Here is a 23090-nt window from a genome sequence, read left to right as displayed (position 1 = left end):
AAAACATCATGACCATGATCCAGAATATCTCGCCCATCGACGGCTCGGTTTACGCCGAGCGGGAGGCGATGTCGCTGGAAGCGGCGCGCGCCGTCGTTTCGAAAGCGCGCAAGGCGCAAAAGGACTGGGCACGGCGTCCGCTTGAGGACCGCGTTCAGCTGGTTCTGAAAGGTGTGGCGCGCCTTAACGAAATGGTGGCCGAGGTGGTGCCGGAACTGGCCCATATGATGGGCCGTCCGGTTCGTTATGGCGGCGAATTCAAGGGCTTCAACGAGCGTTCCAACTACGTCGCCTCCATCGCGGCCGATGCGCTGGCACCGCTCGTCATCGAGGAAAGCGGCAATTTCGAACGCCGCATCGAGCGCGAGGCGCATGGTGTGGTCTTCGTCATCGCGCCATGGAACTATCCTTACATGACGGCGATCAACACCGTCGCGCCCGCCCTGATGGCCGGCAATACGGTGATCATCAAACATGCGGCGCAGACGCTGCTGGTGGGTGAGCGCATGGTGCGGGCGTTCGTCGAGGCGGGCGTGCCGGAAGATGTTTTCATCAACGTCTTCCTCGACCATGCCACGACCTCGGCGCTGATTTCCGAAGGCCTGTTCAATTTCGTCAATTTCACCGGTTCGGTGGAAGGCGGGCGGGCAATCGAGCGCGCCGCTGCCGGCACCTTCACCGGGCTTGGCCTTGAACTCGGCGGCAAGGACCCTGCTTACGTGATGGAGGACGCCGATCTCGACGCCGCCGTCGATACGCTGATGGATGGCGCCACCTTTAATTCCGGGCAATGCTGCTGCGGCATCGAGCGCATCTACGTCAACGAAAATCTCTATGACGAATTCGTCGAGAAGTCCGTGGCATGGGTTTCCAACTACAAGCTCGGCAATCCGCTGGAACAGGAAACCACTCTTGGGCCGATGGCCAACAAGCGTTTCGCCAAGGTGGTGCGGGCGCAGATCGCTGACGCCGTTTCGAAGGGTGCCAAGGCACTGGTCGATTCGACGCTTTTCCCCGCCGATGACGGCGAGGGGGCCTATGTCGCGCCGCAAATCCTCGTCAATGTCGATCATTCCATGGAATTCATGACCGAGGAAACCTTCGGCCCCGCCCTTGGTATCATGAAGGTCAGGAACGACGACGAAGCCATCGCGCTGATGAACGACAGCAAGTACGGCCTCACCGCCTCGCTCTGGACGCAGGATGCGGTGCGCGCTGGGCGGATCGGCCGCGAGATCGAAACCGGAACCGTGTTCATGAACCGCGCCGACTATCTCGATCCCGCCCTTTGCTGGACCGGCGTGAAGGAAACGGGCCGTGGTGGCTCGCTCTCCATTCTCGGTTTCCAGAACCTGACCAGACCGAAATCCTACCATCTGAAGAAAGTCACGACATGAACATCGTCGCCAACTGGAGCTATCCCACCGCCGTCAAGCTTGGCCGTGGCCGGATCAGGGAACTGGCGGAAGCCTGCAAGACGCTCGGCATCAGGAAGCCGCTTCTCGTTACGGATCGCGGCCTTGCCAATATGGCGATCACCGCCCACGCGCTTGATGTGCTGGAAGAGGCCGGCCTTGGCCGGGCGATCTTCGCCGATGTCGATCCGAACCCCAACGAGATCAACATGGAAGCCGGTGTCAAAGCCTATCGCGATGGCGGCCATGACGGCGTCGTCGCCTTCGGTGGCGGTTCTGGTCTCGATCTTGGCAAGACCATCGCCTTCATGGCCGGGCAGACGCGTCCGGTCTGGGATTTCGAGGATATCGGCGACTGGTGGACACGCGCTGATGCCTCGAAGATCGCGCCGATCGTCGCTGTTCCGACGACGGCGGGCACCGGTTCGGAAGTCGGCCGCGCCAGCGTCATCACCAATTCGCAGACCCATGTGAAGAAAATCATCTTCCATCCGAAGCTTTTGCCCGGCGTCGTCATCTGCGATCCGGAACTGACGGTCGGCATGCCGAAGGTCATCACGGCGGGCACGGGCATGGATGCCTTCGCCCATTGCCTCGAAGCCTATTCGTCACCGTTCTTCCATCCGATGAGCGCCGGCGTGGCGCTTGAGGGCCTGCGTCTCGTCAAGACCTTCCTGCCGCGCGCTTACAAGGACGGCACGGATATCGAGGCGCGCACCAATATGATGGCGGCGGCGGCAATGGGGGCGGTCGCCTTCCAGAAGGGTCTCGGGGCAATCCATTCACTCTCGCACCCGATCGGCGCGGTCTACAACACCCATCACGGCATGACCAATGCGGTGGTGATGCCCGCCGTGTTGCGCTTCAATCGCCCGGCCATCGAAGACAAGATCGCCCGCGCTGCCGCCTATCTCGGCATTACCGGCGGTTTCGACGGCTTCTACGCCTATGTGCTGGAACTGCGCAAGGAACTGCACGTGCCTGAAAACCTGACCGCCATGGGCATCAAGCCGGACCGCATCGATGAACTGGCGGCGGAAGCGATCAAGGATCCGAGCTGCGGCGGCAATCCGGTGCCGATGACGCTTGAGAATACCAAGAAATTGTTTGAGGACTGCTTTTAAAGGGTAGTTATGGCAGCCATGAGATTTTCAGTTTTTTCGCCATTGCTCGCAGTGGCGTTTTTAAGCCTGCCCCTTGTGGCGCAGGCCGCTTCTTTCAAGGAACTTTCCGGTCAGGGTTACAAAGTCGGAGCTCTGTCGAGCAATAAGGCGGGAATCCAGGGATGGAATTTGTCCAGGGGCTCAGACCGCTATTTCTGTGAAATGCGCGCGACTATGGCGTATTCTGGAAAGAATGGCATTGTATCCTTCACCAGCGCCGGACGCATGATTACGCTTGATCGTGCAACCGTTGAGAAAAGGCTGGGCAGTTCCCTGAATTTGCCAAAGTACGAGGATCTAAAAGCCGGCCGCCTGCGTGCGGACGATGTGGGTTCCTGCCGAAAGCTGACGTAATCAATCAGATGACAAAAGCCCGCGATTTATCGCGGGCTTTTTGTTGTCCCCACAAACGTTCTTAGTCTTTTCTTAACCATGTTCGTTAAGGTTATGGAAAGCACCATGATTGGTTCGGTGCGTGAATGAGCATGAAACGGCTCTGATCATCAGGGGATATCATGCCTGTCATTACTTTTGCCAACACCAAGGGCGGCGCGGGAAAAACCACTGCCGTGCTGCTTCTGGCAACCGAACTGGCCCGCAGCGGCCACCGCGTGACGGTGCTGGATGCCGATCCACAATTGTGGATTTCCCGCTGGCACGAATTATCAGGCGAGATCGAAAATCTCTCGGTGATTTCGCATGTGACGATGGCCTCCCTCGAGGGCCATATCCGCGAAAACAATGCCAATACCGACTGTTTCATCATCGATCTGCCGGGAGCGAAAAACCCGCTTCTGACCATGGCGCTCGGAATTTCCGATCATGTGCTGATACCGGTTCAGGGCTGCGCCATGGATGCGCGCGGGGCTGCCGAGGTTCTGGACCATATCGAATTCCTGAACCGCAAGATGGGCAGGGCGATTGCCCATTCCATCGTTTTGACGCGGGTCAACGCCATGGTGGCGACACGCTCCCTGCTTCTCGTCAAAATGCTGCTGGCTGAAAAGAACGTTTCGGTTCTCAACACCGCGATCGTGGAGAGGGCCGCCTATCGCGATATTTTCGATTATGGCGGCACGCTTCTCTGTCTCGACAAGGACAAGGTCAGCAATGTCGACAAGGCGTCGGGGAATGCGAAAGCATTCGCGGACGAGGTGCTCGGTCTTTTGCCGAAACGCCTGTTGAGGCTCGGCATGCAACCCGCACGCCTTTTCACCCGCAAGGCTGCTTAAACGACGCTCCCATGCCCGGGCCTTTTTCGGTGCGGGCATTATTATTCGCTTGATTTGGAAATGATCGTTTCCTATATGTTGATCATGACCGATATCACCCACGCCAATTCCCCGGAACAACGCCATCGCGGCAGGCCGCGTGAGTTCGATATCGAACGCGCTCTCGATGGAGCGATCCGCGTTTTTTCCAGACGCGGGTATCACGCCACGTCCGTTGGCGATCTTACCGAGGCGATGGAGCTGGCGCAGGGCAGTCTCTATAAAGCCTTCAAGGACAAAAAGGCCGTCTTCATCGCCGCGATGGAGCGCTATAGAGTTTTGCAGACGCAGCGTTTCGAAGCCGCTATCGCCGGATACGACACCGGTTATGAGCGACTGAAAGCGGGCCTGATGTTCTATGCGGAACGGTCGCACGGGGCCGTCGGCTCCGAAGGGTGCCTCGTCGTCGGCGCAGCGGCCGACCTTGCCGCCTTGGATGACGACATTGCGGTCGTGGTCGGGCGCGCCGTGAAGGCGAGGGAGCGGATCGTTGCCCGCCTTGTGGCGGAGGGGCAAAAAGACGGTTCGGTGCCTTCGAAAACCAATCCCGACGATCTGGCCAGAGCGATGTTGTGCATGATGTACGGCATGCGCGTGGTGGGAAAGACCGGCCGCAGCTTGGAAGAGATGACGGCCGTGGTGGATATCGCCATGAAGCTTGCCGAGTGATTTTGCAGCTATTTAGGAAATATACGTTTCCATATTGGAGAAAATGATGACGACGCGTGTAGTTGATGGAGAGGATGTTTACGAAACATCCATTTCCCCGGCCCTGACTTTTCTGCTGGCAACTGCCTGCGGATTGATTGCGGCCAATCTTTATTATGGCCAGCCCCTTGCCGGTATCATCGGCGCGGAGCTTGGTCTTTCTGCCGGCGCAACCGGTCTGATCGTTACGCTGACGCAGATCGGTTACGGCGTCGGCCTGCTGTTCGTCGTGCCGCTGGGCGATCTGGTTGAGAATCGCAGGCTGGTCGTCAGTTCCGTTTCAATGGCGGTTCTCTCGCTGGTGGCGGCGGCTTTTGCGCCGCATGCGGCACCTTTTCTGATTGCCGCCTTTCTGGTTGGCGTCAGTTCCGTGGCGGTGCAGGTCATCGTTCCCTATGCCGCCCATATGGCGCCGCATGCCATTCGCGGGCGGGTGGTCGGTAATGTCATGAGCGGGTTGATGGTCGGCATCATGCTGGCAAGGCCAGTTTCCAGCCTCTTGTCGGAAGTGGTTTCCTGGCGCGGTGTCTTCCTGACATCGGCGGCCGTCATGGCAATTCTCGCCATTGTCCTCTACCGCCTTTTGCCCGTTCGAGTGCCTGAGGCAAGGTTGGGTTACGGCGCGTTGATGGCCTCCATGGGCAGGCTTGCCGCCCATACGCCCATCCTGCGACGCCGGGCGATCTATCACGCTTTCCTCTTTGCCGCGTTCAGCCTGTTCTGGACCACGACGCCGCTTTATCTGAGTGGACCGCATTTCAATCTCAGCCAGGGTCAGATCGCGCTGTTTGCCCTTGCCGGTGCTGCCGGTGCCGTTGCCGCGCCGATTGCGGGGCGCATGGCTGACCGGGGCTGGACCTATGTGGCAACCTTCGCCGCCCTCGTGGCGGTGGCGCTGTCATTCGCCGTCACGCATCTTGCACCCGAAGGATCGCATCTGGCGCTTGGCATTCTTGTCGTCGCGGCCATCGTTCTGGATTTCGGCGTCACCACCAATCTGGTGCTCGGCCAGCGTGCCATCTTCACGCTCGGGGCGGAATTCCGCAGCCGGCTGAACGGCGTCTATATGGCGACGTTTTTCATGGGTGGGGCAATCGGGTCTGCCGTAGGCGGCTGGGCCTATTCCGTTGGGGAATGGGCTGCGGCTTCTTGGATCGGCTTTGCGCTGCCGGTGGCGGCCCTGCTTTATTTCCTCACCGAAAAGCGCGGATAGTACTTTAAAAAACGGGAAGAGGCGGGCGACAAGATTGCCTCCGTCATACCGGACCCCGGATCAAGTCCGGGGTGACGGTGTGTGTTCAATCTATTCCGCGAATTCGACCACGACGCCGGGGCGGACCATTTTCGCCAGCTCCGTCGCATCCCAGTTGGTAAGACGGATGCAGCCGTGGCTGTTGGTCTTGCCGATCTTCGACGGTTCCGGCGTGCCGTGGATGCCGTAGGTCGGCTTCGACAGGGCGATCCAGACCGTGCCGACAGGGCCGTTCGGGCCTGGCGGGATTTGCAGGATCTTGTCGTTCTGGCCCTGCCTGAAGTTGATCTTCGGATTGTAGGTGTAACCCGGATTGAGCGCGACGCGCTCGACCGTGTGCGTGCCGCTCGGCGAGGGTGTGTCCGTCGAGCCGATGGTGGCCGGATAGGCGGCGATCAGATTGCCGTCCTGACCGTAAGCGAAGACCTGCTTGATGCCCTTATGGGCGACGATTCGGGCCACCTGGCCTTTTTTCGTTTCACCGGGATTGACGACCTTGATGATGGTGCCGGGCACGGAGAAATCGATGCCGCGGTTCAGTTCCTTCAAGTAGGTCTCATCCATATGGAAACGTTCAGCCAACGCCTCCGAAGTGGAGGTGAAGGAGAGCGCGGGCAGTTGCGACTTTTGGGCATAGTCGTCCGGAATGGATGCGACATAGGGGCCGGCGGCATCGGCCGCGGTAATGGTGTAATCGACGATCGGCATGCCGCCGGAGGCGCGCAATCGCTCCAGAATGTCGTCGGAATTGTTCGGGTCGAGCTTTTCGCCCGTCATATCCTGCCAGGCGGCAATCGCCTTGTTGACGTTGTCGCCCATCTTGCCGTCGATCACGCCGGGCGAAATGCCCTCACGGTCGAGGAAGGTCTGAAGTGCGACGATCTCCTGCCGGGAGCGGTTGACCGGCGTGGTGACGGGCGTGTGGCGCTCGATCAGATGCTCCGGTTGCGGAACGGCTGCCGTGGTGCTTTCGCCCGGCATCGTCTGGTCGAGCGGCGCGCTTTCAACGGCGCCGGGGCCGGGAACCGAGCCGGTGTAGACGTCGTCGCCGGAACCGTTGCCGCGATATTCGCGGTAGTCACGCACGCTGCCATTGTCCTGATAGCCGTAATCGCGTTGCGGCTCACGATACTGGCCGCCGGGGGCGGGGGGATAATAGGTGGTGTCGCGCTGCTGCGCCTGCTGCCGTTGCTGATAGCCGGAGGGCATTTCGGTGGCCAGCAGATTGCCGTAGCGGTCGTAAAATACGGTGCGGCCCATATTGTCGCGGCTGATGACGATATCGCTGCGTTGGGGCATAAAATCGAGCACGCGGCCGTCCGGGGTCACCAGAACCGGTTGCTCATAACCATAACGCTGCTGCGCGCCAGCCTGTAGCGGGGCGAAAACCGCCGCCAGGGCAACTGTCAGACCCAGAGCTGCGTTAAGAAACTGTTTCACGATTCTGCTGTCCTTACTTCGTTCACCGATAAACACACCGCAATCTTGACCCTATTGTGAAAAAGGTGAATTCACGGTTAATGCAATCTTAATTTACGTCACGATTAGTAGCGTTTCCGTGATTCATGCGTTTTTATCGCCACAGGGAGGTTGTTTTGCGCTCGTTTCAGGCTGGCAGATCGCCACGCATTTTCCTCGATGAAACCTCCGTCTTCGATATTGGCTCCTGTGTCGTCGATGGCATCGATATCGCGCCCGGCCGCGCCATTCCCGACGATGGCGATGCGCGCATCGACCATTCGCTGGAAGGTTTCCTGTTCACCTGCGGTCCCGATCATATTCGCCATCCCGAGCCGATTGACGGTGACGGGCGTCGATATCCGTTGCATGGGTCGTTCTCCGCGCATCCTGCGAAAATAACGGCCTTCGAGCTTCATGAGGCAAATGCGCTGGCACGGGCCGAGGTTCCCGTCCAACTTGCCGATGGCGGCACGGCCCTTCTGGAACGCACATGGCGGATCGACGGCGAAAGCGGCGAGGTCAGCCTTGATGACAAGATCATCAACACGAGTTCGCGACCGATCCCGGTCTTTCTCATGTATCACATGAATGTCGGCGCACGTCTCTTTGACGATGCCGTTCGGCTTGAGGGCGCGATGCTGGATGGCGGCGGCCACGGCTGGCGTTTTGGCGATGAGCCGGGCACGGTATTCTGTGTTTCCGCAGGTAACGACGAGTGGGCGTCGCTCGCGCTTGGTCCGATTGCTGCGATCGGCGGCAAGACGCTGAAAGTGCGCTTCAGAACGGAGACGTTGCCCTATCTGCAGATGTGGCGGAACCAGCAGGACCCGGCCAATGTGCTCGGCATCGAGCCGGTTTCGCATCGCTGGGTGGATCGCAGCGAGCTTGAGGCTGCCGGCGAGTTCAATATGCTGGAGCCGGGCGAAAGCCGCTCCTATGGCTTGCGCTTTTCCATTCTCTGAATGACCTGCCGAATGAGGTCACGCATCATTGACGCAAGGGTTTTGAGCCCTTACATCGGATGCGGATTTCAGACGGTGGCGAGAGCGTGCCAGCGGCGCGCAGGCGCCGGTTTCAGCGGAGGCATAACATGGATATCAGGCGTATAGACGACGAATATTCGGTCACGGGACAGATCAGCGTTGCCGATCTCGATGAGGTCAAGGCGCTCGGCTTCAAGTCGATCGTCTGCCACCGCCCGGACGGCGAAGAAGAGGGCCAGCCGCTTTTCGCCGATATTGCCGAGCGTGCCGAACAGCTGGGCCTCACCATCGTGCATGTGCCGGTCGGCCGTTACGGCGTCGACGCCGATGCCGTTGCCGGCATGGTGGATGCGCTGGACGAATTGCAGCGCCCCATGCTCGGCTATTGCCGTTCCGGCGCACGCTCGACCGCGATCTACGAAAAGACCCATCACCTGCGCGGCTGATCCCGCGCATCATTCGATTTTGCAATGCCAATCAACAGGAGTTTTCCATGACCATCAAGCGTATCGAACCGGGCAAGCGCATGAGCGGCGCCGTTGTTCACGGCAACACCGTTTATCTGGCCGGCCAGGTTGGCGAAGGTACTGGTGTGACCGAACAGAGCAAGTCGGCGCTGGCTGAAGTCGACCGCCTGCTGGCCGCTGCCGGCTCCGACAAGTCGAAGATCCTGCAGACGATCATCTACCTCTCCGACATGTCCACTTTCGGCGAAATGAACGCCGTCTGGGAAGGCTGGATCGACCCGGCAAACCCGCCGGCCCGCGCCACCAGCGAAGCAGCACTTGCGACCCCGGACTACAAGGTTGAGTTCATCGTGACGGCTGCTCTCTGAGCAACGGTTGATTTGTGAGAAAAGGCCGGGTTGCGGAATGCAGCCCGGCCTTTTTTGATGAGCAAGGTTTAAAAATTCTGCTCCGTCATGCCGGGCTTGACCCGGCATCCAGCACGGCGCGTCTGCACCGTGAAAAGAGTCCTACGCGATCAAGGACTTGATCGCACTGGACCCCGGATCTGGTCCGGGGTGACGGCGGGCGATGACACGGCCCACAAATTACAAGGAGAAGTGATACTCCTTGATTTTGAATCGCTTGCACCCTTCACTTCAACGGCTGGGCTAGTGCCTTCTCAAGCTGCTCCAACGTCGCCACTCGTTCCGAAAACCACAGCCGCGCCAGATCGTTGGCTGTGGCGAGGTCGATGCCATCGGGGTCGATGCAGGTGATTGTCCAGCGCCCCGTTTTGGCACCGGCGAGAACGGCCAGTCGCGACGCCTCGCCCTTGATGGCGTTGAGGCGTGCCACCTCATCCGCTACCACCGCCATCAGTTCTTCCGCGCCGGAAAGGTCAGTGCGCAGATCGGCGGCGGTGATGTTGCTGGCGTTGCGGGCCGGGCCGCCGTTGATCTGCACGCCTTGCGTCCGTAGCCGGTAAAACCTCGTGTCGGGAAGGGAGAGATAGAGTTTCGCCTTGGGATAACGGTCGATGTAGCGCCGTCTGGCGAGAGACACGTCATCGGCGTCCATCAATTCAGCCTTGCCCACCAGTGTCAGCCGCGGCAACGTCAGCGCGTCGCCCTTGCCGAAGGGGGCGAGTGTCAATGAGATGCGCGGATCGGCTTCCATGTTGCGGGCATGCAGTGTCAGGCCCGCCGCGAAAAAGTACGGGGTACCATCAGGCTCGATGCCGATATTGGTGGCGGTCGTATAGGGATAGCCGCTTTGCGGATCGAGCGTCGCGAGCGCCGCCGTTCGAGATGTGTGTAGGACATTGCGGGCCACGCGCACCGCCTCGAAAGGCGCACCGGCCGAAGGCTCGATCTTTGCGCCGCGTGGGGTGATGACGGGAAGGGCTGCATCCGGCATGTCGTTTCCTAACCTGTATGTTCTAGTCAGGATTTACACCATGCCGGAGCCATGTCCATGAGCAATATCAGCTCCGGTTTCTGATCTGGGTCAGCGTGCGGGTAGGGGTAATTGCTTCGGCATCCAGCTTCACCTCGATGATGGCGGGCTTGCCGCTTGCCCGCGCCCGCTCATAGGCGGCGGCGAAGTCTTGGGTTTTTTCCACCGTTTCACCGTGGCCGCCATAGGCCTTGGCAAAGGCTTCGAAATCGGGATTGACGAGATCGGTGGCGCTGACGCGGCCGGGATATTCCCGTTCCTGATGCATGCGGATGGTGCCGTAGGTGCCGTTATTGACCAATACCGTGATGATCGGCAGACCGTAACGCACGGCGGTGATGAATTCCTGTCCATGCATCATGAAACAGCCATCACCGGCAAAGCAGATCACCTCACGCTCAGGAAACAGGTGCTTGGCGGCGACAGCCGCCGGCAGGCCGTAACCCATCGAGCCGGAAGTCGGTGCCGATTGCGTGTTGAAGCGGCGGAAGCGGTGGAAGCGGTGCACCCAGGTTGCGTAGTTGCCCGCGCCATTGGTGAAAATCGCATCATCGGGCACATTTGCTTCGATCCAGTCCATGATCGGACCCATCTGCACCGCGCCGGGGCCGGTTTGCGGCGGTGTGGACCAGGTGAGGTAAGCCGCGTGCATGGCGGCGGTGCGTTCCGCCCAAACGGGGCTGTCGGAAAGCGTGACGGAGGAAAGGGCCGCGACGAAATCATCCGGTGACGCGCAGATCGCGAGATCGGGACGATAGACGCGGCCAAGCTCTTCGGCTTCCGGATAGATGTGGACGAATTTCTGCGACGGATAGGGAATGTCGAGCAGCGTGTAGCCGGAGGAGGGCATTTCGGAAAGACGCCCGCCGAGCAATACCACGAGGTCGGATTCCTTGATCTCCTTCGTCAGCTCCGGGTTGATGCCGATGCCGACATCGCCCGCGTAAGATGGGCTCAAATGATCGAACAGCATCTGGCGGCGGAAGGAGCAGCCGACGGGTAGTTTGTTCTTTTCCGCAAATGCCTTGAAGCCTGCGACGCTTTGCTCCGACCAGCGCGTGCCGCCGATGATGAAGACGGGGCGCTTCGCTTCGCCCAGCATTTTGGAGAAAGCCGTGATCTGCGACGGGCCGGGATGTGCCTCGACCGGGGTATAGGGTTTTGCCTCTGGCGCTTCGACCTCTTCCACCAGCATGTCTTCGGGAAGCGTCAGGACCACCGGGCCGGGCCGGCCGGAGGTGGCGACGGCGAAGGCGCGGGTGACGAATTCGGGAATGCGGCGCGCGTCGTCAATTTCACCAACCCATTTTGCGAATTCGGTGAAGGCGCGGCGGTATTCCACCTCCTGAAAGGCCTCGCGCTCGCGGGCTTCGCGCTGCACCTGGCCGATGAACAGGATCATCGGAATGGAATCCTGTCTTGCGATATGCAGCCCAGCCGAGGCGTTGGTCGCGCCCGGTCCGCGCGTCACCATGCAGATGCCGGGTTCGCCGGTCAGCCGGCCCCAGGTGTCTGCCATCATTGCGGCGCCACCTTCCTGGCGGCAGACCACAGTCTCGATGCCGCTTTCATAAAGCGCATCCAGCACGGCCAGATAGCTTTCGCCGGGAACGCAGGAAACGCGGGAGACGCCATTGGCTTTCAGCGCTTCGACGATCAGTTCTCCGCCGGTTCTTTTCATTCCGGTTGCTTTCATGGCGTCGTGGTCCTTTCGATGGTTTCCAGTTCGGCCAGCACTTGCGCTTGATGCTCGCCGAGTTTCGGACTGGGGCGTTCGTAATGCAGCGGGGTTTGCGACAGCACGATGGGAGTGCGGACGCCGGGAATGACGGTGCCGTCTGCCGCTTCAAGATCGACGCGTAAGGCCCGCGCCTGAATTTGCGGATCGGCGAACATGTCTTCAATGGAATTGATCGGCCCGGCCGGCACGGCATTCTGTTCGCAGGCGGTCAGGAGATCGCGTTTTTGCCATTTCAGCGTTTCGGTGGAAACGATCCGCTGCACCTCGGCCTTGTGCGCCACGCGCGCTTTGTTGGTGGCGAAACGTTCGTCATTGGCGGTCGCCTCGATGCCGAGGATCTTGCAGAGACGGCGGAACTGGCCGTCATTGCCGACCGCAAGGATGAGGAAACCGTCTTCTGTCGGCATCACTTCGTAGGGCGAGATATTCGGATGGGCATTGCCGAGCCTGACGGGGGCATTTCCGGAAATCAGGTAATTCATATTCTGGTTGGCGAGCACGGCCGATTGCACATCGAGAAGCGCCATATCGATCTGCTGGCCTTCGCCTGATCGCATGGCGTGGATCAGTGCGGCCTGAATGGCGGTGACGGAATAGATGCCGGTGAAGATATCGGCAACCGCAACACCCGCCTTCATCGGCTGGCCGTCCGGTTCGCCGGTGATGGACATGAAACCGGACATGCCCTGCACGATATAGTCGTATCCGGCGAAATCGGCATAGGGCCCGGTCTGGCCGAAGCCGGTGATGGAGCAATAGATCAGCTTCGGATTGAGAACCTTCAGGCTCTCATAATCGAGGCCGTATTTGGCGAGCCCACCGCGCTTGAAATTCTCGATGACGACATCGGCGGTGCGCACGAGACGCCGCACCAGCGCGCAGCCTTCCTCCGTCTTGAGATCGGCGACGATGGAGCGTTTGCCGCGATTGGTGGCGTGGTAATAGGCGGCGGAGAGGTTTTCGCCATCGGCGCTTTCAACGAAGGGCGGTCCCCATGTGCGGGTATCGTCGCCGCCGTCTGGATTTTCGACCTTGATGACATCCGCGCCCATATCGGCCAGCATCTGTCCCGCCCAGGGACCGGCCAGAACACGCGCCAGTTCAATGACGCGAATGCCGGAGAGCGGCGGTTTCCTGTTCGGCATTTCGGTCATCTGTCCCCCGGTGTTTTCTGCTTGCCGGTTATAGACGTCTCCCCGCATGGCCGCATGTGATTTTATCTCATGGACTTATTCCGTTTCGGCAAAGGCCCGTCAGTCGCCGACGACGCGGCCGCACCAGGCGGCGAAGTCCGCAGCCACGGCCTGCCAGCCGATTTCGTTCAGGGTTTCGTGCCGCATGCCCCGATAGATCGTGTGTTCGACATGGCTGAAACCGGCTTCACGAAAGCGATCGGCAAGCCAGACGATCTCCTTGCCATCATTGGTGGCGGCGTCCTGATCGCCGCTGACGAGAAGAAGCGGTAGCGCCTTCGGCAGGCGTTCGATCAGCTTCGGCGCGCGATAGGATAGTTCGAAAACATCCTGCCACAGGGAGACGCTGGCCTCGAACTGGCAGAGCGGATCCTCCACATAGGCGTCGACCGCTGCCTTGTCGTGGCTCAGCCAGTCCGCATGGGTGCGCTTTTCCGGCATCCTGGCGTTCCAGACACGGAAGGTCGCTTTCGGCAGGATGGCGCTCGGCACATCAGAGCCTTTCAGCATTTTTTCAAGGCGCAGCACGACCTGCGCGACGCGGCCCATGATGCCGGGATTGAGGTTGGAATTCCAGATGGACAGGCCATCGAAGGCGTCGGGATGGCTGACGGCGGTGTTGAGCGCCACGAGGCCGCCCATGGAATGGCCGAACAGGATGACCGGCAGGCCGGGATGCCTTTCACCGACCATCCGGCGCATCGCCATGACATCCGCGACGACCTTTTCCGCGCCGTCCTTCCAGGCGAAGCGGCCGATCGGCGCATCCGTCGCCTTCGTGCGGCCGTGGCCGCGATGATCGTGGGCGTAGACCTCGAAACCCTGCTTTGCCATGACGTCGGCAAAACGGCGGTAACGGCCGGCGTGTTCCACCAGGCCGTGGCAGATCATCAGCACGCCGCGCGCAGGGGAAAGGGCCGAGGGCTGGTGGCGAAAGGCGATGGATGCGCCGGACGGGGCGTCGAGCCTCTCGATCCGGCTGAACGTCAAGTCGTCCGTCGTCTCATTCATGATTGCGCCTGTCTCCGCCATGGTGTCCCTTGTCATAATCATGGGGTCATAATCGTGCCAGAGGTTGCCCCAAGGTCCTATTTACCCTACATAGCGGCAAATTTCCCGATACGTACTCTTTAAAATCCGATGTGGAGCATTCGCTACAATGGCACGTCAATTCATCTATCACATGGCCGGGCTGAACAAGTCCTATGGCGCGAAGAAGGTTTTGGAGAACGTCCATCTCTCCTTCTATCCCGACGCCAAGATCGGTATCCTCGGCCCGAACGGCGCCGGTAAGTCCACCGTCTTGAAGATCATGGCCGGTCTCGACAAGGAATATACCGGCGAGGCCTGGCTCGCCGAGGGCGCGACGCTCGGTTATCTCGAGCAGGAGCCGAAGCTCGACGAAAACAAGACCGTGATGGAAAACGTCATGGAAGGTGTGGCGAGCAAGACGGCGATCATCGATCGCTACAATGAACTGATGATGAACTATTCCGACGAAACGGCGGATGAGGGTTCAAAGCTTCAGGACATTATCGACAGCCAGAACCTCTGGGATCTGGAAAATCAGGTCGAAATGGCCATGGACGCCCTGCGTTGCCCGCCCGGCGACTCCGCCGTGGGCGGCCTTTCGGGTGGTGAGCGTCGCCGTGTGGCGCTTTGCAAGCTGCTGCTTTCGCAGCCCGACCTGCTGTTGCTCGACGAACCGACCAACCATCTTGACGCCGAAACCATCGCCTGGCTCGAAAAGCACTTGCGCGACTATCCCGGCGCCGTGATGATGATCACCCACGATCGCTACTTCCTTGACAACGTCACCGGCTGGATTCTCGAACTCGACCGTGGCCGTGGCATTCCTTACGAAGGCAACTATTCGGCCTATCTGCAGGCAAAAGCCAAGCGCATGCAGCAGGAATCCCGCGAAGACGCCTCGCGCCAGAAGGCGATCAGCCGCGAACAGGAATGGATCGCTTCCAGCCCCAAGGCTCGCCAGACGAAGTCCAAGGCGCGTATCCGCGCTTATGACGAGCTGGTGGAAGCGGCTGAAAATCGCCGTCCCGGCGACGCGCAGATCGTTATCCCGGTCGCCGAGCGTCTGGGCCGCGTCGTTATCGAGGCGGAAAACCTCACCAAGTCCTATGGCGATCGGGTTCTGATCGAAAACCTCACCTTCAAGCTGCCTCCGGGCGGCATCGTTGGGGTCATCGGTCCGAACGGCGCGGGTAAGACCACCCTGTTTCGCATGATCACGGGTCAGGAACAGCCCGATAGTGGTTCGGTTACCGTTGGCGAGACCGTGCACCTCGGTTACGTCGACCAGAGCCGTGACACGCTGGCGGGTGATAAAACCGTCTGGGAAGAAATCTCCGGCGGCAACGACATCATCAAGCTCGGCAAGTTCGAAACGAACTCCCGCGCTTATTGCGGCGCCTTCAACTTCAAGGGCGGCGACCAGCAGCAGAAGGTCGGCAACCTTTCCGGTGGCCAGCGTAACCGCGTGCACCTCGCCAAGATGCTGAAGGCGGGTGGCAACGTTCTGCTGCTCGACGAACCGACCAACGACCTCGATACCGAAACGCTGGGAGCGCTCGAAGAGGCGCTGGAAGCCTTCGCTGGCTGCGCCGTTATCATCAGCCACGATCGCATGTTCCTCGACCGTCTGGCCACACACATCCTCGCTTTCGAGGGCGACAGCCATGTGGAATGGTTCGAAGGCAACTTCGAAGACTATGAAAAGGACAAGGTCCGCCGCCTCGGCCCGGAAAGCATCAAGCCCGGCCGCGTCAGCTACAAGCGCCTGACGCGCTGAGCCTTTTCCGCATTCCTTCAAAAAGGCCCGCCCCAAAAGCGGGCCTTTTCTCGTGCAATAAATGCTGACGAAGGGAAGGGCGCGGCAAATTGCGCTTGCATCCAACGCCACATCGACATAAAGATATCTTTATATCTTGATTAGCTTGCGAGGTGCGGCAGACGTGGCGTTCGGTTTGGACAAATTGGTGGATCTCTTGAAGGCGGCTGGCGAGCCGACGCGCTTTCGGCTGCTGGCGCTTCTGGCTGCCGGCGATCTGACCGTCACCGATCTTACCGAAATTCTCGGCCAGTCGCAGCCCCGCATTTCCCGTCATCTCAAGCTTTTGACGGAAGAGGGCTTGATCGAGCGTTATCAGGAAGGCGCCTGGGCCTATTTTCGCCTGCGGCAGGATGGCGAGCCCGCCGTTGTCATCAGGCAGCTGCTTGGCGCCGCATCGCCTTCCGACGCCGTTCTCCAGCGCGACAGCGAGCGGCTCACCACCGTCAAGCGGGTGCGGGCGGAGCGGGCGCAGGATTATTTCAGCCGCAATGCTTCGGCCTGGGACGAATTGCGCCGCCTGCATGTCAGCGACGAGGCCGTGGAAGGTGCGCTGCTGAAGCTGGTGGGAACCACTCCGATCGATTCGCTTCTCGATCTCGGCACGGGCACCGGCCGTATCCTGCAGCTTCTGAGCGGCATCTATCGCCGGGCGATCGGGGTCGATGCCAGCCGCGACATGTTGTCGGTGGCGCGTGCCAATCTCGACAAGGCGGGCGTCGTCAATGCATCCGTTCGTCATGGCGATATTCTCAACCTGCCGCTGGAGGGCCAGGATTTCGATCTGATCGTCATCCATCAGGTTCTGCATTTTCTCGACCAGCCGGAGATCGCGCTTTCCGAAGCCGCGCGCATGCTGCGTCCGGGTGGCCGGTTGATCGTCATCGACCTTGCGCCGCATTCCTTCGAACATCTTCGTGACGAGCATGCGCATATCCGGCTCGGCTTTTCGCATCCGCTGATGGAAGAGTGGCTGAAAAAGGCAGGCCTCGCTCTGGACCGTGCCGTCGATCTTCATTCTGAACGGGCGTCCGATGAATCTCTTGACGTCACGATATGGGTTGCCCGCGACCAGCGGCTGCTGATGGCAGACGATGTGGTGCAAGAGGCCGTTTTACTCGCTGCCGGGAGGGCATGATATGTTGAGGTCGGAAACCGCGCGCCGAGAGGGCGATATCCGGTTGTCTTTCGAATTTTTTCCGCCCAAAAATCCCGAGATGGAAACCCACCTCTGGGAAACGGTCGCCGAGCTGAAAAAATGGAATCCTGATTTCGTTTCCGTCACCTATGGCGCTGGTGGATCCACCAAGGCGCCGACGCTGGATGCGGTGCGCCGGATGATCGGTGACAGCCATCTGGCGACCGCCGCGCATCTGACCTGCGTGGACGCCAGCCGTGACGACGTGCATCAGGTCGTCGAAGAGTTCCGCAATGCGGGCGTTCGCCATTTCGTGGCGCTGCGCGGTGATCCCTCGACCGGTATCGGCACGGATTACAGGCCGCATCCGCAAGGATATGAGAACGCCGCGGCTTTGGTGAAGGGGCTGCGCGAGATCGGCGATTTCGAGGTTTCCGTTTCGGCCTATCCCGAAAAGCATCCCGAAAGCGCCAGCGACGCGGTCGATATCGATATGCTGAAGCGCAAGGCGGACAATGGCGCGACGCGTGCGCTGACACAGTTCTTCTTCGATAACGACGTGTTCGAGCGGTATATGGACCGGGTCACGGCGGCCGGAATCACCATTCCGGTGGTTCCGGGCATCATGCCGATCCAGAACCTCACCCAGCTCAAGCGTTTTGCCGGGCGCTGCGGCACCAGCGTGCCCGGTTTTCTGGATGAGCGTTTTGCGGGTTATGACGACGACCTGGAAGGGCGCGCCCGTGTCGCTGCGGAAGTTGCCGCCGAGCAGATTGCGGACTTGCAGCGGCGCGGTATCAACGAGTTCCACCTCTATACCATGAACCGCGCGCCGTTGGTCGATGCGGTGCTTGAAAACCTCGGGCTGGAGCGCCTGCGCCGCAGCGCCGCCTGATTTCAGATATTCCATTTCCGACATGAAAAAAGCGCAGGTCCGACAGGACCTGCGCTTTTCAAACTTGTGTCATCTACGGTTCTTATCTGCGTTTGGTCTTCACGTCGTGTCAGATGAAAAGCATCATCGCTACGAACAAAAACGCCAAACCGACTGCCAAGGCATTGAGAGATTTTGTAAGTCCCATGGGTGCCTCCTGTTGTTGACAGGTTTGATAATATGACCGTTTTGTGGCAGTTGAAAAGCGGTTTTTGTGACGCGGTGCAGCATGGTTTGGTGCTGTTTAGAAAAGCAATTTCTGTAATAACTTGAAAAGAAAAGATTATTTTTCTATCACGCAGTGCTTCATACGTTTAAAAAAAGTAAATGACCGGGGTGTTATCCCCAGTCATCCGGTCGAGATTAACAGACTATGCCTTGATTCCGGCGGATAGATTAAAGGCCGGAAGGTGCCGTTAAGACTGGTTAAAGCGCCTGGAGAAGGCCCTGGGAAGGCCAGCCGTCCGCCGGTATTCCGAGGCGCTGCTGTTCCTTCTGGATGGCGATGCGGGTGCCGGAGCCGAGAATGCCATCCACCTTGCCGACATTGTGTCCGTGCGCTTCGAGTTTGGTCTGAAGTTCCTTCATCGTCGTGTCATCGAAGCCCGGCTCCGGATTGCCCTTGTTGTAGACCGGCGAACCCATCAGGCGGGTGGCAAAATAGGCAGCCGAGGTCGTGTAGATGAACGACTGGTTCCATTCCAGATAGATGTTGAAGTTGGGATAGGTGATGAATGTCGGTCCCTTGCGGCCCTGCGGCATGATGAGGGCTGCGGGTAGGGACGCGAAATTTTTGTTGCCGTCGCGCGGAGCCACGCCAAGCGCGAACCAGTCGCCAGCGGTCAGCGAGCCGCCGAGGCCGGATTTTTCCCAAGGCAGGTTTTCCGGTACGGAGACTTCCTGAATCCAGGGTTCGCCCTTCTTGAAGCCGAGGTGCTGGATGAACTTCGCCGCCGTCAGGATCGCATCCGGCGCGCTGTTCTTGACGTTGATATGGCCATCGCCATCACCGTCGACGCCGAAGGCGATGATGTCCTTGGGCAGCATCTGCACCTGGCCGATTTCACCGGCCCATGCGCCCGTGTTGGCTGCGGGATCGAGATCGCCGTGCTGGACCATTTCGATGAGCGCCAGCAATTGCGGACGGAAAAGTTCCGGGCGGCGGCAATCGTGCGAGAGGGTGACGAGCGCGTTGCGCGTATTGAAATCGCCCTGAACGGCGCCGAAATCGGTCTCCATGGCCCAGAAGGCGGCGATGATGCCGGCCGGTACGCCGAATTCGTTTTCGGCGCGGGCAAAGGTTGATGAGAGTTCCTGAAGCTTCTTGCGGCCGATATCGAGACGGGCCTGGCTGACGGTGCGCTGGGAGAATTCCAGGAAGGTCTGGCGGAAGACACCCTGCGCTCGGTCACGCGAAAGCACCTTCGGATCGATCTGCGCGCCGGCCAGCGCCTTTTCGATGGCAGCGGCCGGAACGCCCTTGGCAACGGCCTCTGCTTTCACACCCTCGAGAAATGCGCCGAGATCGCCGCCGCAGGTAACCTGCTTTGGATCGTCAGGCGAGGCTACTGGCGGCGTGGCAAGGGCGGAGCCGGTGGAGAGAAGCGACAAAGCGGCGGCAAAAACGATGCTGCGCGACCGAAACGTGGGCATGGGAATTTCCTCAATAGGTTGTTAGCCCGCTTTACCCCTATGTTTGCGACAAAAAAACGGGTCGAGCGATCTGCCGGTGCGGAAGAACGCCGATTTTTCGAATGTGTTGCTTCTTCGCCGTTTTATTTGGCGGAAGCGATCCATTTCCGCCAGTTTTTCTCGCTGCCGGCGAAGACATTGATGTCGGTCGGGCCATTGACGCCGGGTACGACGCCGGTCGCGGTATATTGCCAGAAGGCCCATTGCCGGTCTTCGTAAATCTTGGCGGGATGCGCGGCGACAGAGCGCACCCAGAAATGGTAATTCTTGAACTGGCCGACGAGATTATCGCGGTGGAAATCGACCGAGGTGTAGATGATCGGGCGCTTGCCGTAATGGGCCTCGAGGCGGTCGAGGAAACGCTGCATCTCGGCGCGAACCACGCCCGGCGCCGGGCGCGTCTTGCAGGTGGGGGAGGAGGGGTTCCATTCCACGTCGAGAACCGGCGGCAGGGTGACGGCTTCTTTCGGCACGTTGCTGATGAACCAGTCGGCCTGAGCGTCCGCCGTCGAGCAGAAGTAATAGAAATGATAGGGCGCGTGCAGAATATCCGCCGACGCCGCACTGCGCCAATGGTCGCCGAATTTCGGATCGATGCGGTCAGATCCTTCCGTCGCCTTGATGAAGACGAAGGAGACGCCGGATTTGCGCACGCTCCGCCAGTCGACATCGCCATTCCATTTGGAGACGTCGATGCCGTGGACCTCATGGCGATGCGGGTTGTTCGTGCCGAAATCCTGCGGGTCGGTATCGGAGAATTTCGGCTTGGAAACAGACGCGGTTTCAAGCAGGTCGTAACTCGTGGACGTGCAGCCGCCGATCAATAGCAAAGCCGACAAAAGTGCCGATAAACGCAGCCGCATTGGAACCCTAATGATTATTGTTGCCCACCCCGCGACCGTAAACCGGCGCGCCGCATCTCCCGATTTACCCATAACATGGTAAACAAGCGGTTATGGCAAGGGGTGGCAGCCCTCTTCAGCTTCGCAAACGGCTGCAAAGGAAGCGATTTTCGGTTTTTTCGGCGCGAAAAATGTCTGGATGGCCTTTGGCCGGGAAGGCAAGAATCGTGTTTGGCAGCGCCTGCCGGCTTTCGCAGGGGGCAGGGCGCTGTGTCATCGAGAATCAGGCGTCGGCCAGGATGCGCTTGACGTTCGGCTGCACTTCGGCGAGCGGCAGCGTGATGACGGCCCGCCAGGCGTAACCCCGGGCGATCTCCTCGAATTCGAGATTGCCGTCAAAGCGGCCTGCCATGTTGGCCAGAACGTAGCGGAGATTGGTGCGGGGCGTGACGTGAAAACGGGTAAGCCATGCCTGCAACAGCGCGCGGAACCACTTCGGCAATTGTTCCTGCTGGCCGAAATCGACAATATGCAAGGAGCCGCCGGGCTTCAGGGCCGCCAGCGCCTGTTCGATGGCCTTTTCCCAATCCGGTATCATCGATAGCGCATAGGGGATCATGACGCGGTCGAAACCGTCGGACTGGCCGAATTCGGAAGCGCGGAAAGCGGTGGCGTCGGCGACGCGCAGAATGGGGCGTTGCGCCTTGCCGGTAAAATTCTCGGATGCGGTCAGCAGCATCTCGGCGGAGATGTCGAGGCCGAACAGTCTTGCTTCCGGAAATTTCCGGCTCGCCAGCAAGAGGTTGCGGCCGGTGCCGCAGCCGACTTCAAGCAACGTGCCGCCTTTGGGCACATCGAGGCCGGAAATGGTTCTGTCGCGGCCTAAAAGGTAATATTTGCGGGTAATATCGTAGATGTGCCGCTGGTGGCGATACATGCGGTCCATCAGGCTCGCATGCGCGGCATCCGCAAGGCCTACATTCTCGCCGATGGTCTTCATGCCATAGCCCTCTGATAGATATGGAAACCGCCATAGATGGCCGAACGGTCCAGGGCGTTAAGCTCGCTGGAGCGCTCCTCGAGATAGATCCACTGGTTGCGGATATCGGCCGAGAGCCGGCCTTCGATCACGCTCTTCTCGGCGGCGGTACGGAAGATGACACGGGCGCCGGAAGCGGCGGTGCGGCTGATCTGCGACCACAATTCGTTGAGCTGCGCGTCCGTCATCCAATCCTGCGCATCAAGGAGAATGTAGCGGTCGACGGCACCTGCCGGCTTTTTGGAGAGAAGCTCGGTATAGGTGGCGTGATGGACAGCAACACGGGCGGTATTGTTGCGGATCGTCTCGTAATATTCCGGCTTGAGATAAGCGGGCAGGGCGCCCTCATGCGGCTCGGGATAACGGCGCGCGAAGGCCTGCCAGGCGAAATAATTGTCGCTGAGCGGGAAATTGCAGGCGAGCTTTTCCAGCCGCTCCTTAAGCACGGAGGCAACCGTGCCGTCGTTGGAAAGGCTTGCCAGCTCGCCATATTGCCGGGGCGGAATACCGAGACCGAACAGCGAGCTTTTCCGCTTCGTAAGCCAGCGCACCACCGGCTTGTCAAACAACGGCGCGACCTTGCTGTCGAAAAACTGGCGCTGTTCGTCAAGCGTGCGGCTATTGGCCATTTCCGTGAGCTTGACGCCGTGCAGGCGGGCCATCAGGTGGCCGGCGCCGATGAAACGGCCGAGCAGTCCGGTGCGATAGATGTTTCTGTCGAATACCGAGATACGACGGCGACCGGAAAGGGTGCGCTTCGACCAGTAGGCCTTGGTCGTGGCGTCGAGGTGGTCGGCGATGAAAAGGTCGTAGCCATGGCTGTTGCTGCGCGTATTGGCGCGGCCGAACTGTCGCACGACGTCCTGATGGGCAGGAAGGTGGCGGAACGCGGCAAGCTTCAGCTTGTTGAGGGCGATGTGATGCGGGTTCAAATCCACGACATCAATGCTTGCCGGGTTGCGGGAGAGGTAAGCCAGCATGTTGCAGCCGCCCGAGCCGATGGTGACGATGCGGTGGCCTTCGCCAAGCTCCATCGCTTCCATGTCGATTTCCGGGTCTTCCCAGATTTGCGGATAAACCAGACCGGAAAAAAGAACCCCGAAGAACCGTTCGGAAAAACCGCTTTTCGAGAGTGCCTTGTGCTGAAGCAATGCGGACTTCAGTTTCGTGTTCTTGCCGAAGCCGGTCTTGGGTGCCGCACTCGTCATATGTTCACCTCTCACTCGATTGAGAGGCGTCTACAGTCATGACGCTACAGTTTGATGACAGGGGTGGTGGGTGCAAGCAACGAATCGAAAAGACAGCGTGAAACCAGTCGGTGTCTCAGTCTGTCGGCAAAATTCTCGTCATACGCGACGTCGTCCTCGGACTTGACCCGAGGACCCATAACCCGTTGAAATCGTGGATCCTCGGGCTTGTCCCACTACTGTCCGGTTTAAATCGGCTCCCAGTTGAACTGCATCTGGCGGAGGTCTTTTGTTGTTTCGGGCGGTGGTTTTGCGAGTT

At 59.8% G+C, this 23090-nt stretch carries 21 protein-coding genes; 12 read left to right on the top strand and 9 right to left on the bottom strand.

The features are described from left to right. The first annotated feature begins 8 nt into the window (after positions 1-8). The 6 genes from RS75_RS07470 (at position 9) to RS75_RS07445 (ending at position 5770) form a co-directional block, all read left to right on the top strand. Positions 9-1397: an aldehyde dehydrogenase family protein gene (locus tag RS75_RS07470; RefSeq protein ID WP_045018896.1), complete on the top strand. Its 1389-nt coding sequence runs from the start codon at positions 9-11 to the stop codon at positions 1395-1397. Next, positions 1394-2539, top strand: a complete 1146-nt coding sequence (locus tag RS75_RS07465) for an iron-containing alcohol dehydrogenase (RefSeq protein ID WP_045018895.1) — start codon at positions 1394-1396, stop codon at positions 2537-2539. The genes RS75_RS07470 and RS75_RS07465 overlap by 4 nt, the downstream gene beginning before the upstream one ends. Positions 2540-2548: 9 nt before the next feature. After that, complete coding sequence (locus tag RS75_RS07460) at positions 2549-2932, top strand: hypothetical protein (protein ID WP_045018893.1); 384 nt, start codon at positions 2549-2551, stop codon at positions 2930-2932. 161 nt (positions 2933-3093) lie between these two features. Then, positions 3094-3810: a ParA family protein gene (locus RS75_RS07455; RefSeq protein WP_045018891.1), complete on the top strand. Its 717-nt coding sequence runs from the start codon at positions 3094-3096 to the stop codon at positions 3808-3810. A gap of 60 nt (positions 3811-3870) precedes the next feature. After that, positions 3871-4518 carry a TetR/AcrR family transcriptional regulator gene (locus RS75_RS07450; RefSeq protein WP_045018889.1) on the top strand — a complete coding sequence of 216 codons (648 nt, stop codon included), beginning with the start codon at positions 3871-3873 and terminating at the stop codon, positions 4516-4518. 46 nt (positions 4519-4564) lie between these two features. Continuing rightward, entirely contained in the window at positions 4565-5770 is a 1206-nt protein-coding gene (locus RS75_RS07445; protein WP_045018886.1) for an MFS transporter, read from the top strand. A 90-nt stretch (positions 5771-5860) separates the two neighbouring features. On the opposite strand, the gene RS75_RS07440 is transcribed toward RS75_RS07445, so the two are convergent. Then, a complete protein-coding gene (locus tag RS75_RS07440) occupies positions 5861-7249 on the bottom strand; it encodes a L,D-transpeptidase family protein (RefSeq protein WP_045018884.1) in 1389 nt (462 codons plus the stop codon). Between the two features lie 155 nt (positions 7250-7404). On the opposite strand from RS75_RS07440, the gene RS75_RS07435 reads away from it, so the two are divergent. The 3 genes from RS75_RS07435 (at position 7405) to RS75_RS07425 (ending at position 9088) form a co-directional block, all read left to right on the top strand. Next, positions 7405-8232, top strand: a complete 828-nt coding sequence (locus tag RS75_RS07435; RefSeq protein ID WP_084686587.1) for an aldose 1-epimerase family protein — start codon at positions 7405-7407, stop codon at positions 8230-8232. Between the two features lie 128 nt (positions 8233-8360). Beyond that, positions 8361-8699, top strand: a complete 339-nt coding sequence (locus RS75_RS07430; protein ID WP_045018880.1) for a TIGR01244 family sulfur transferase — start codon at positions 8361-8363, stop codon at positions 8697-8699. A gap of 47 nt (positions 8700-8746) precedes the next feature. After that, entirely contained in the window at positions 8747-9088 is a 342-nt protein-coding gene (locus tag RS75_RS07425) for a RidA family protein (protein ID WP_006310481.1), read from the top strand. A gap of 265 nt (positions 9089-9353) precedes the next feature. Here RS75_RS07425 and RS75_RS07420 read toward each other — a convergent pair whose 3' ends face one another. The 4 genes from RS75_RS07420 to RS75_RS07405 form a co-directional block, all read right to left on the bottom strand. Next, positions 9354-10118, bottom strand: a complete 765-nt coding sequence (locus RS75_RS07420) for a HugZ family pyridoxamine 5'-phosphate oxidase (RefSeq protein WP_045018875.1) — start codon at positions 10116-10118, stop codon at positions 9354-9356. 67 nt (positions 10119-10185) lie between these two features. After that, a complete protein-coding gene (locus RS75_RS07415; RefSeq protein ID WP_045018873.1) occupies positions 10186-11853 on the bottom strand; it encodes a thiamine pyrophosphate-binding protein in 1668 nt (555 codons plus the stop codon). Next, positions 11850-13052, bottom strand: coding sequence for a CaiB/BaiF CoA transferase family protein (locus RS75_RS07410; RefSeq protein ID WP_045018871.1), 1203 nt, complete (start codon positions 13050-13052; stop codon positions 11850-11852). Before RS75_RS07410 ends, RS75_RS07415 begins: the two co-directional genes overlap by 4 nt. Before the next feature lie 99 nt (positions 13053-13151). Continuing rightward, complete coding sequence (locus RS75_RS07405) at positions 13152-14123, bottom strand: alpha/beta fold hydrolase (RefSeq protein WP_200893619.1); 972 nt, start codon at positions 14121-14123, stop codon at positions 13152-13154. Positions 14124-14250: 127 nt separating this feature from the next. Between RS75_RS07405 and ettA the strand changes: the two genes are divergently transcribed. The 3 genes from ettA to metF all read left to right on the top strand — a co-directional run bounded on the left by ettA (position 14251) and on the right by metF (position 17972). Continuing rightward, the gene (gene ettA, locus RS75_RS07400) at positions 14251-15900 is read left to right on the top strand and encodes an energy-dependent translational throttle protein EttA (RefSeq protein ID WP_045018869.1); all 1650 of its coding nucleotides are present in this window, start codon (positions 14251-14253) and stop codon (positions 15898-15900) included. A gap of 163 nt (positions 15901-16063) precedes the next feature. Beyond that, the gene (locus RS75_RS07395) at positions 16064-17077 is read left to right on the top strand and encodes an ArsR/SmtB family transcription factor (RefSeq protein ID WP_045018867.1); all 1014 of its coding nucleotides are present in this window, start codon (positions 16064-16066) and stop codon (positions 17075-17077) included. Between the two features lies 1 nt (position 17078). Next, on the top strand, positions 17079-17972 hold the full coding sequence (metF, locus tag RS75_RS07390) for a methylenetetrahydrofolate reductase [NAD(P)H] (RefSeq protein WP_045018864.1): 894 nt from the start codon (positions 17079-17081) through the stop codon (positions 17970-17972). Between the two features lie 465 nt (positions 17973-18437). On the opposite strand, the gene RS75_RS07385 is transcribed toward metF, so the two are convergent. The 4 genes from RS75_RS07385 to RS75_RS07370 form a co-directional block, all read right to left on the bottom strand. Continuing rightward, a complete protein-coding gene (locus RS75_RS07385; protein WP_045018862.1) occupies positions 18438-19664 on the bottom strand; it encodes a lytic murein transglycosylase in 1227 nt (408 codons plus the stop codon). Positions 19665-19786: 122 nt separating this feature from the next. Next, positions 19787-20566 (bottom strand): glycoside hydrolase family 25 protein, encoded by a 780-nt coding sequence (locus tag RS75_RS07380; RefSeq protein WP_045018860.1) that lies wholly within the window; start codon positions 20564-20566, stop codon positions 19787-19789. 262 nt (positions 20567-20828) lie between these two features. Continuing rightward, the gene (locus RS75_RS07375; RefSeq protein ID WP_045018858.1) at positions 20829-21545 is read right to left on the bottom strand and encodes a class I SAM-dependent methyltransferase; all 717 of its coding nucleotides are present in this window, start codon (positions 21543-21545) and stop codon (positions 20829-20831) included. Beyond that, positions 21542-22792 carry a DUF3419 family protein gene (locus RS75_RS07370; protein ID WP_045018855.1) on the bottom strand — a complete coding sequence of 417 codons (1251 nt, stop codon included), beginning with the start codon at positions 22790-22792 and terminating at the stop codon, positions 21542-21544. Before RS75_RS07370 ends, RS75_RS07375 begins: the two co-directional genes overlap by 4 nt. Positions 22793-23090 lie beyond the last annotated feature (298 nt).

Origin of the sequence: Rhizobium nepotum 39/7 (assembly GCF_000949865.1) — a bacterium.
GTDB lineage: Bacteria > Pseudomonadota > Alphaproteobacteria > Rhizobiales > Rhizobiaceae > Agrobacterium > Agrobacterium nepotum.
The sequence above is the reverse complement of the archived record's forward strand: the minus strand, read 5'-3'. Positions and strand labels throughout refer to the sequence as shown.

Excerpts from the sequence above, each read along its gene's own strand:
- RS75_RS07450 (WP_045018889.1), top strand. The coding sequence starts at position 3,871 with ATGATCGTTTCCTATATGTTGATCATGACCGATATCACCCACGCCAAT.
- metF (WP_045018864.1), top strand. The coding sequence starts at position 17,079 with ATGTTGAGGTCGGAAACCGCGCGCCGAGAGGGCGATATCCGGTTGTCT.
- RS75_RS07425 (WP_006310481.1), top strand. The coding sequence starts at position 8,747 with ATGACCATCAAGCGTATCGAACCGGGCAAGCGCATGAGCGGCGCCGTT.
- RS75_RS07445 (WP_045018886.1), top strand. The coding sequence starts at position 4,565 with ATGACGACGCGTGTAGTTGATGGAGAGGATGTTTACGAAACATCCATT.
- RS75_RS07370 (WP_045018855.1), bottom strand. The coding sequence starts at position 22,792 with ATGACGAGTGCGGCACCCAAGACCGGCTTCGGCAAGAACACGAAACTG.
- RS75_RS07465 (WP_045018895.1), top strand. The coding sequence starts at position 1,394 with ATGAACATCGTCGCCAACTGGAGCTATCCCACCGCCGTCAAGCTTGGC.
- RS75_RS07430 (WP_045018880.1), top strand. The coding sequence starts at position 8,361 with ATGGATATCAGGCGTATAGACGACGAATATTCGGTCACGGGACAGATC.
- RS75_RS07415 (WP_045018873.1), bottom strand. The coding sequence starts at position 11,853 with ATGAAAGCAACCGGAATGAAAAGAACCGGCGGAGAACTGATCGTCGAA.
- RS75_RS07455 (WP_045018891.1), top strand. The coding sequence starts at position 3,094 with ATGCCTGTCATTACTTTTGCCAACACCAAGGGCGGCGCGGGAAAAACC.
- RS75_RS07375 (WP_045018858.1), bottom strand. The coding sequence starts at position 21,545 with ATGAAGACCATCGGCGAGAATGTAGGCCTTGCGGATGCCGCGCATGCG.
- RS75_RS07460 (WP_045018893.1), top strand. The coding sequence starts at position 2,549 with ATGGCAGCCATGAGATTTTCAGTTTTTTCGCCATTGCTCGCAGTGGCG.
- RS75_RS07380 (WP_045018860.1), bottom strand. The coding sequence starts at position 20,566 with ATGCGGCTGCGTTTATCGGCACTTTTGTCGGCTTTGCTATTGATCGGC.
- RS75_RS07410 (WP_045018871.1), bottom strand. The coding sequence starts at position 13,052 with ATGACCGAAATGCCGAACAGGAAACCGCCGCTCTCCGGCATTCGCGTC.
- ettA (WP_045018869.1), top strand. The coding sequence starts at position 14,251 with ATGGCACGTCAATTCATCTATCACATGGCCGGGCTGAACAAGTCCTAT.
- RS75_RS07470 (WP_045018896.1), top strand. The coding sequence starts at position 9 with ATGACCATGATCCAGAATATCTCGCCCATCGACGGCTCGGTTTACGCC.
- RS75_RS07405 (WP_200893619.1), bottom strand. The coding sequence starts at position 14,123 with ATGGCGGAGACAGGCGCAATCATGAATGAGACGACGGACGACTTGACG.
- RS75_RS07385 (WP_045018862.1), bottom strand. The coding sequence starts at position 19,664 with ATGCCCACGTTTCGGTCGCGCAGCATCGTTTTTGCCGCCGCTTTGTCG.
- RS75_RS07420 (WP_045018875.1), bottom strand. The coding sequence starts at position 10,118 with ATGCCGGATGCAGCCCTTCCCGTCATCACCCCACGCGGCGCAAAGATC.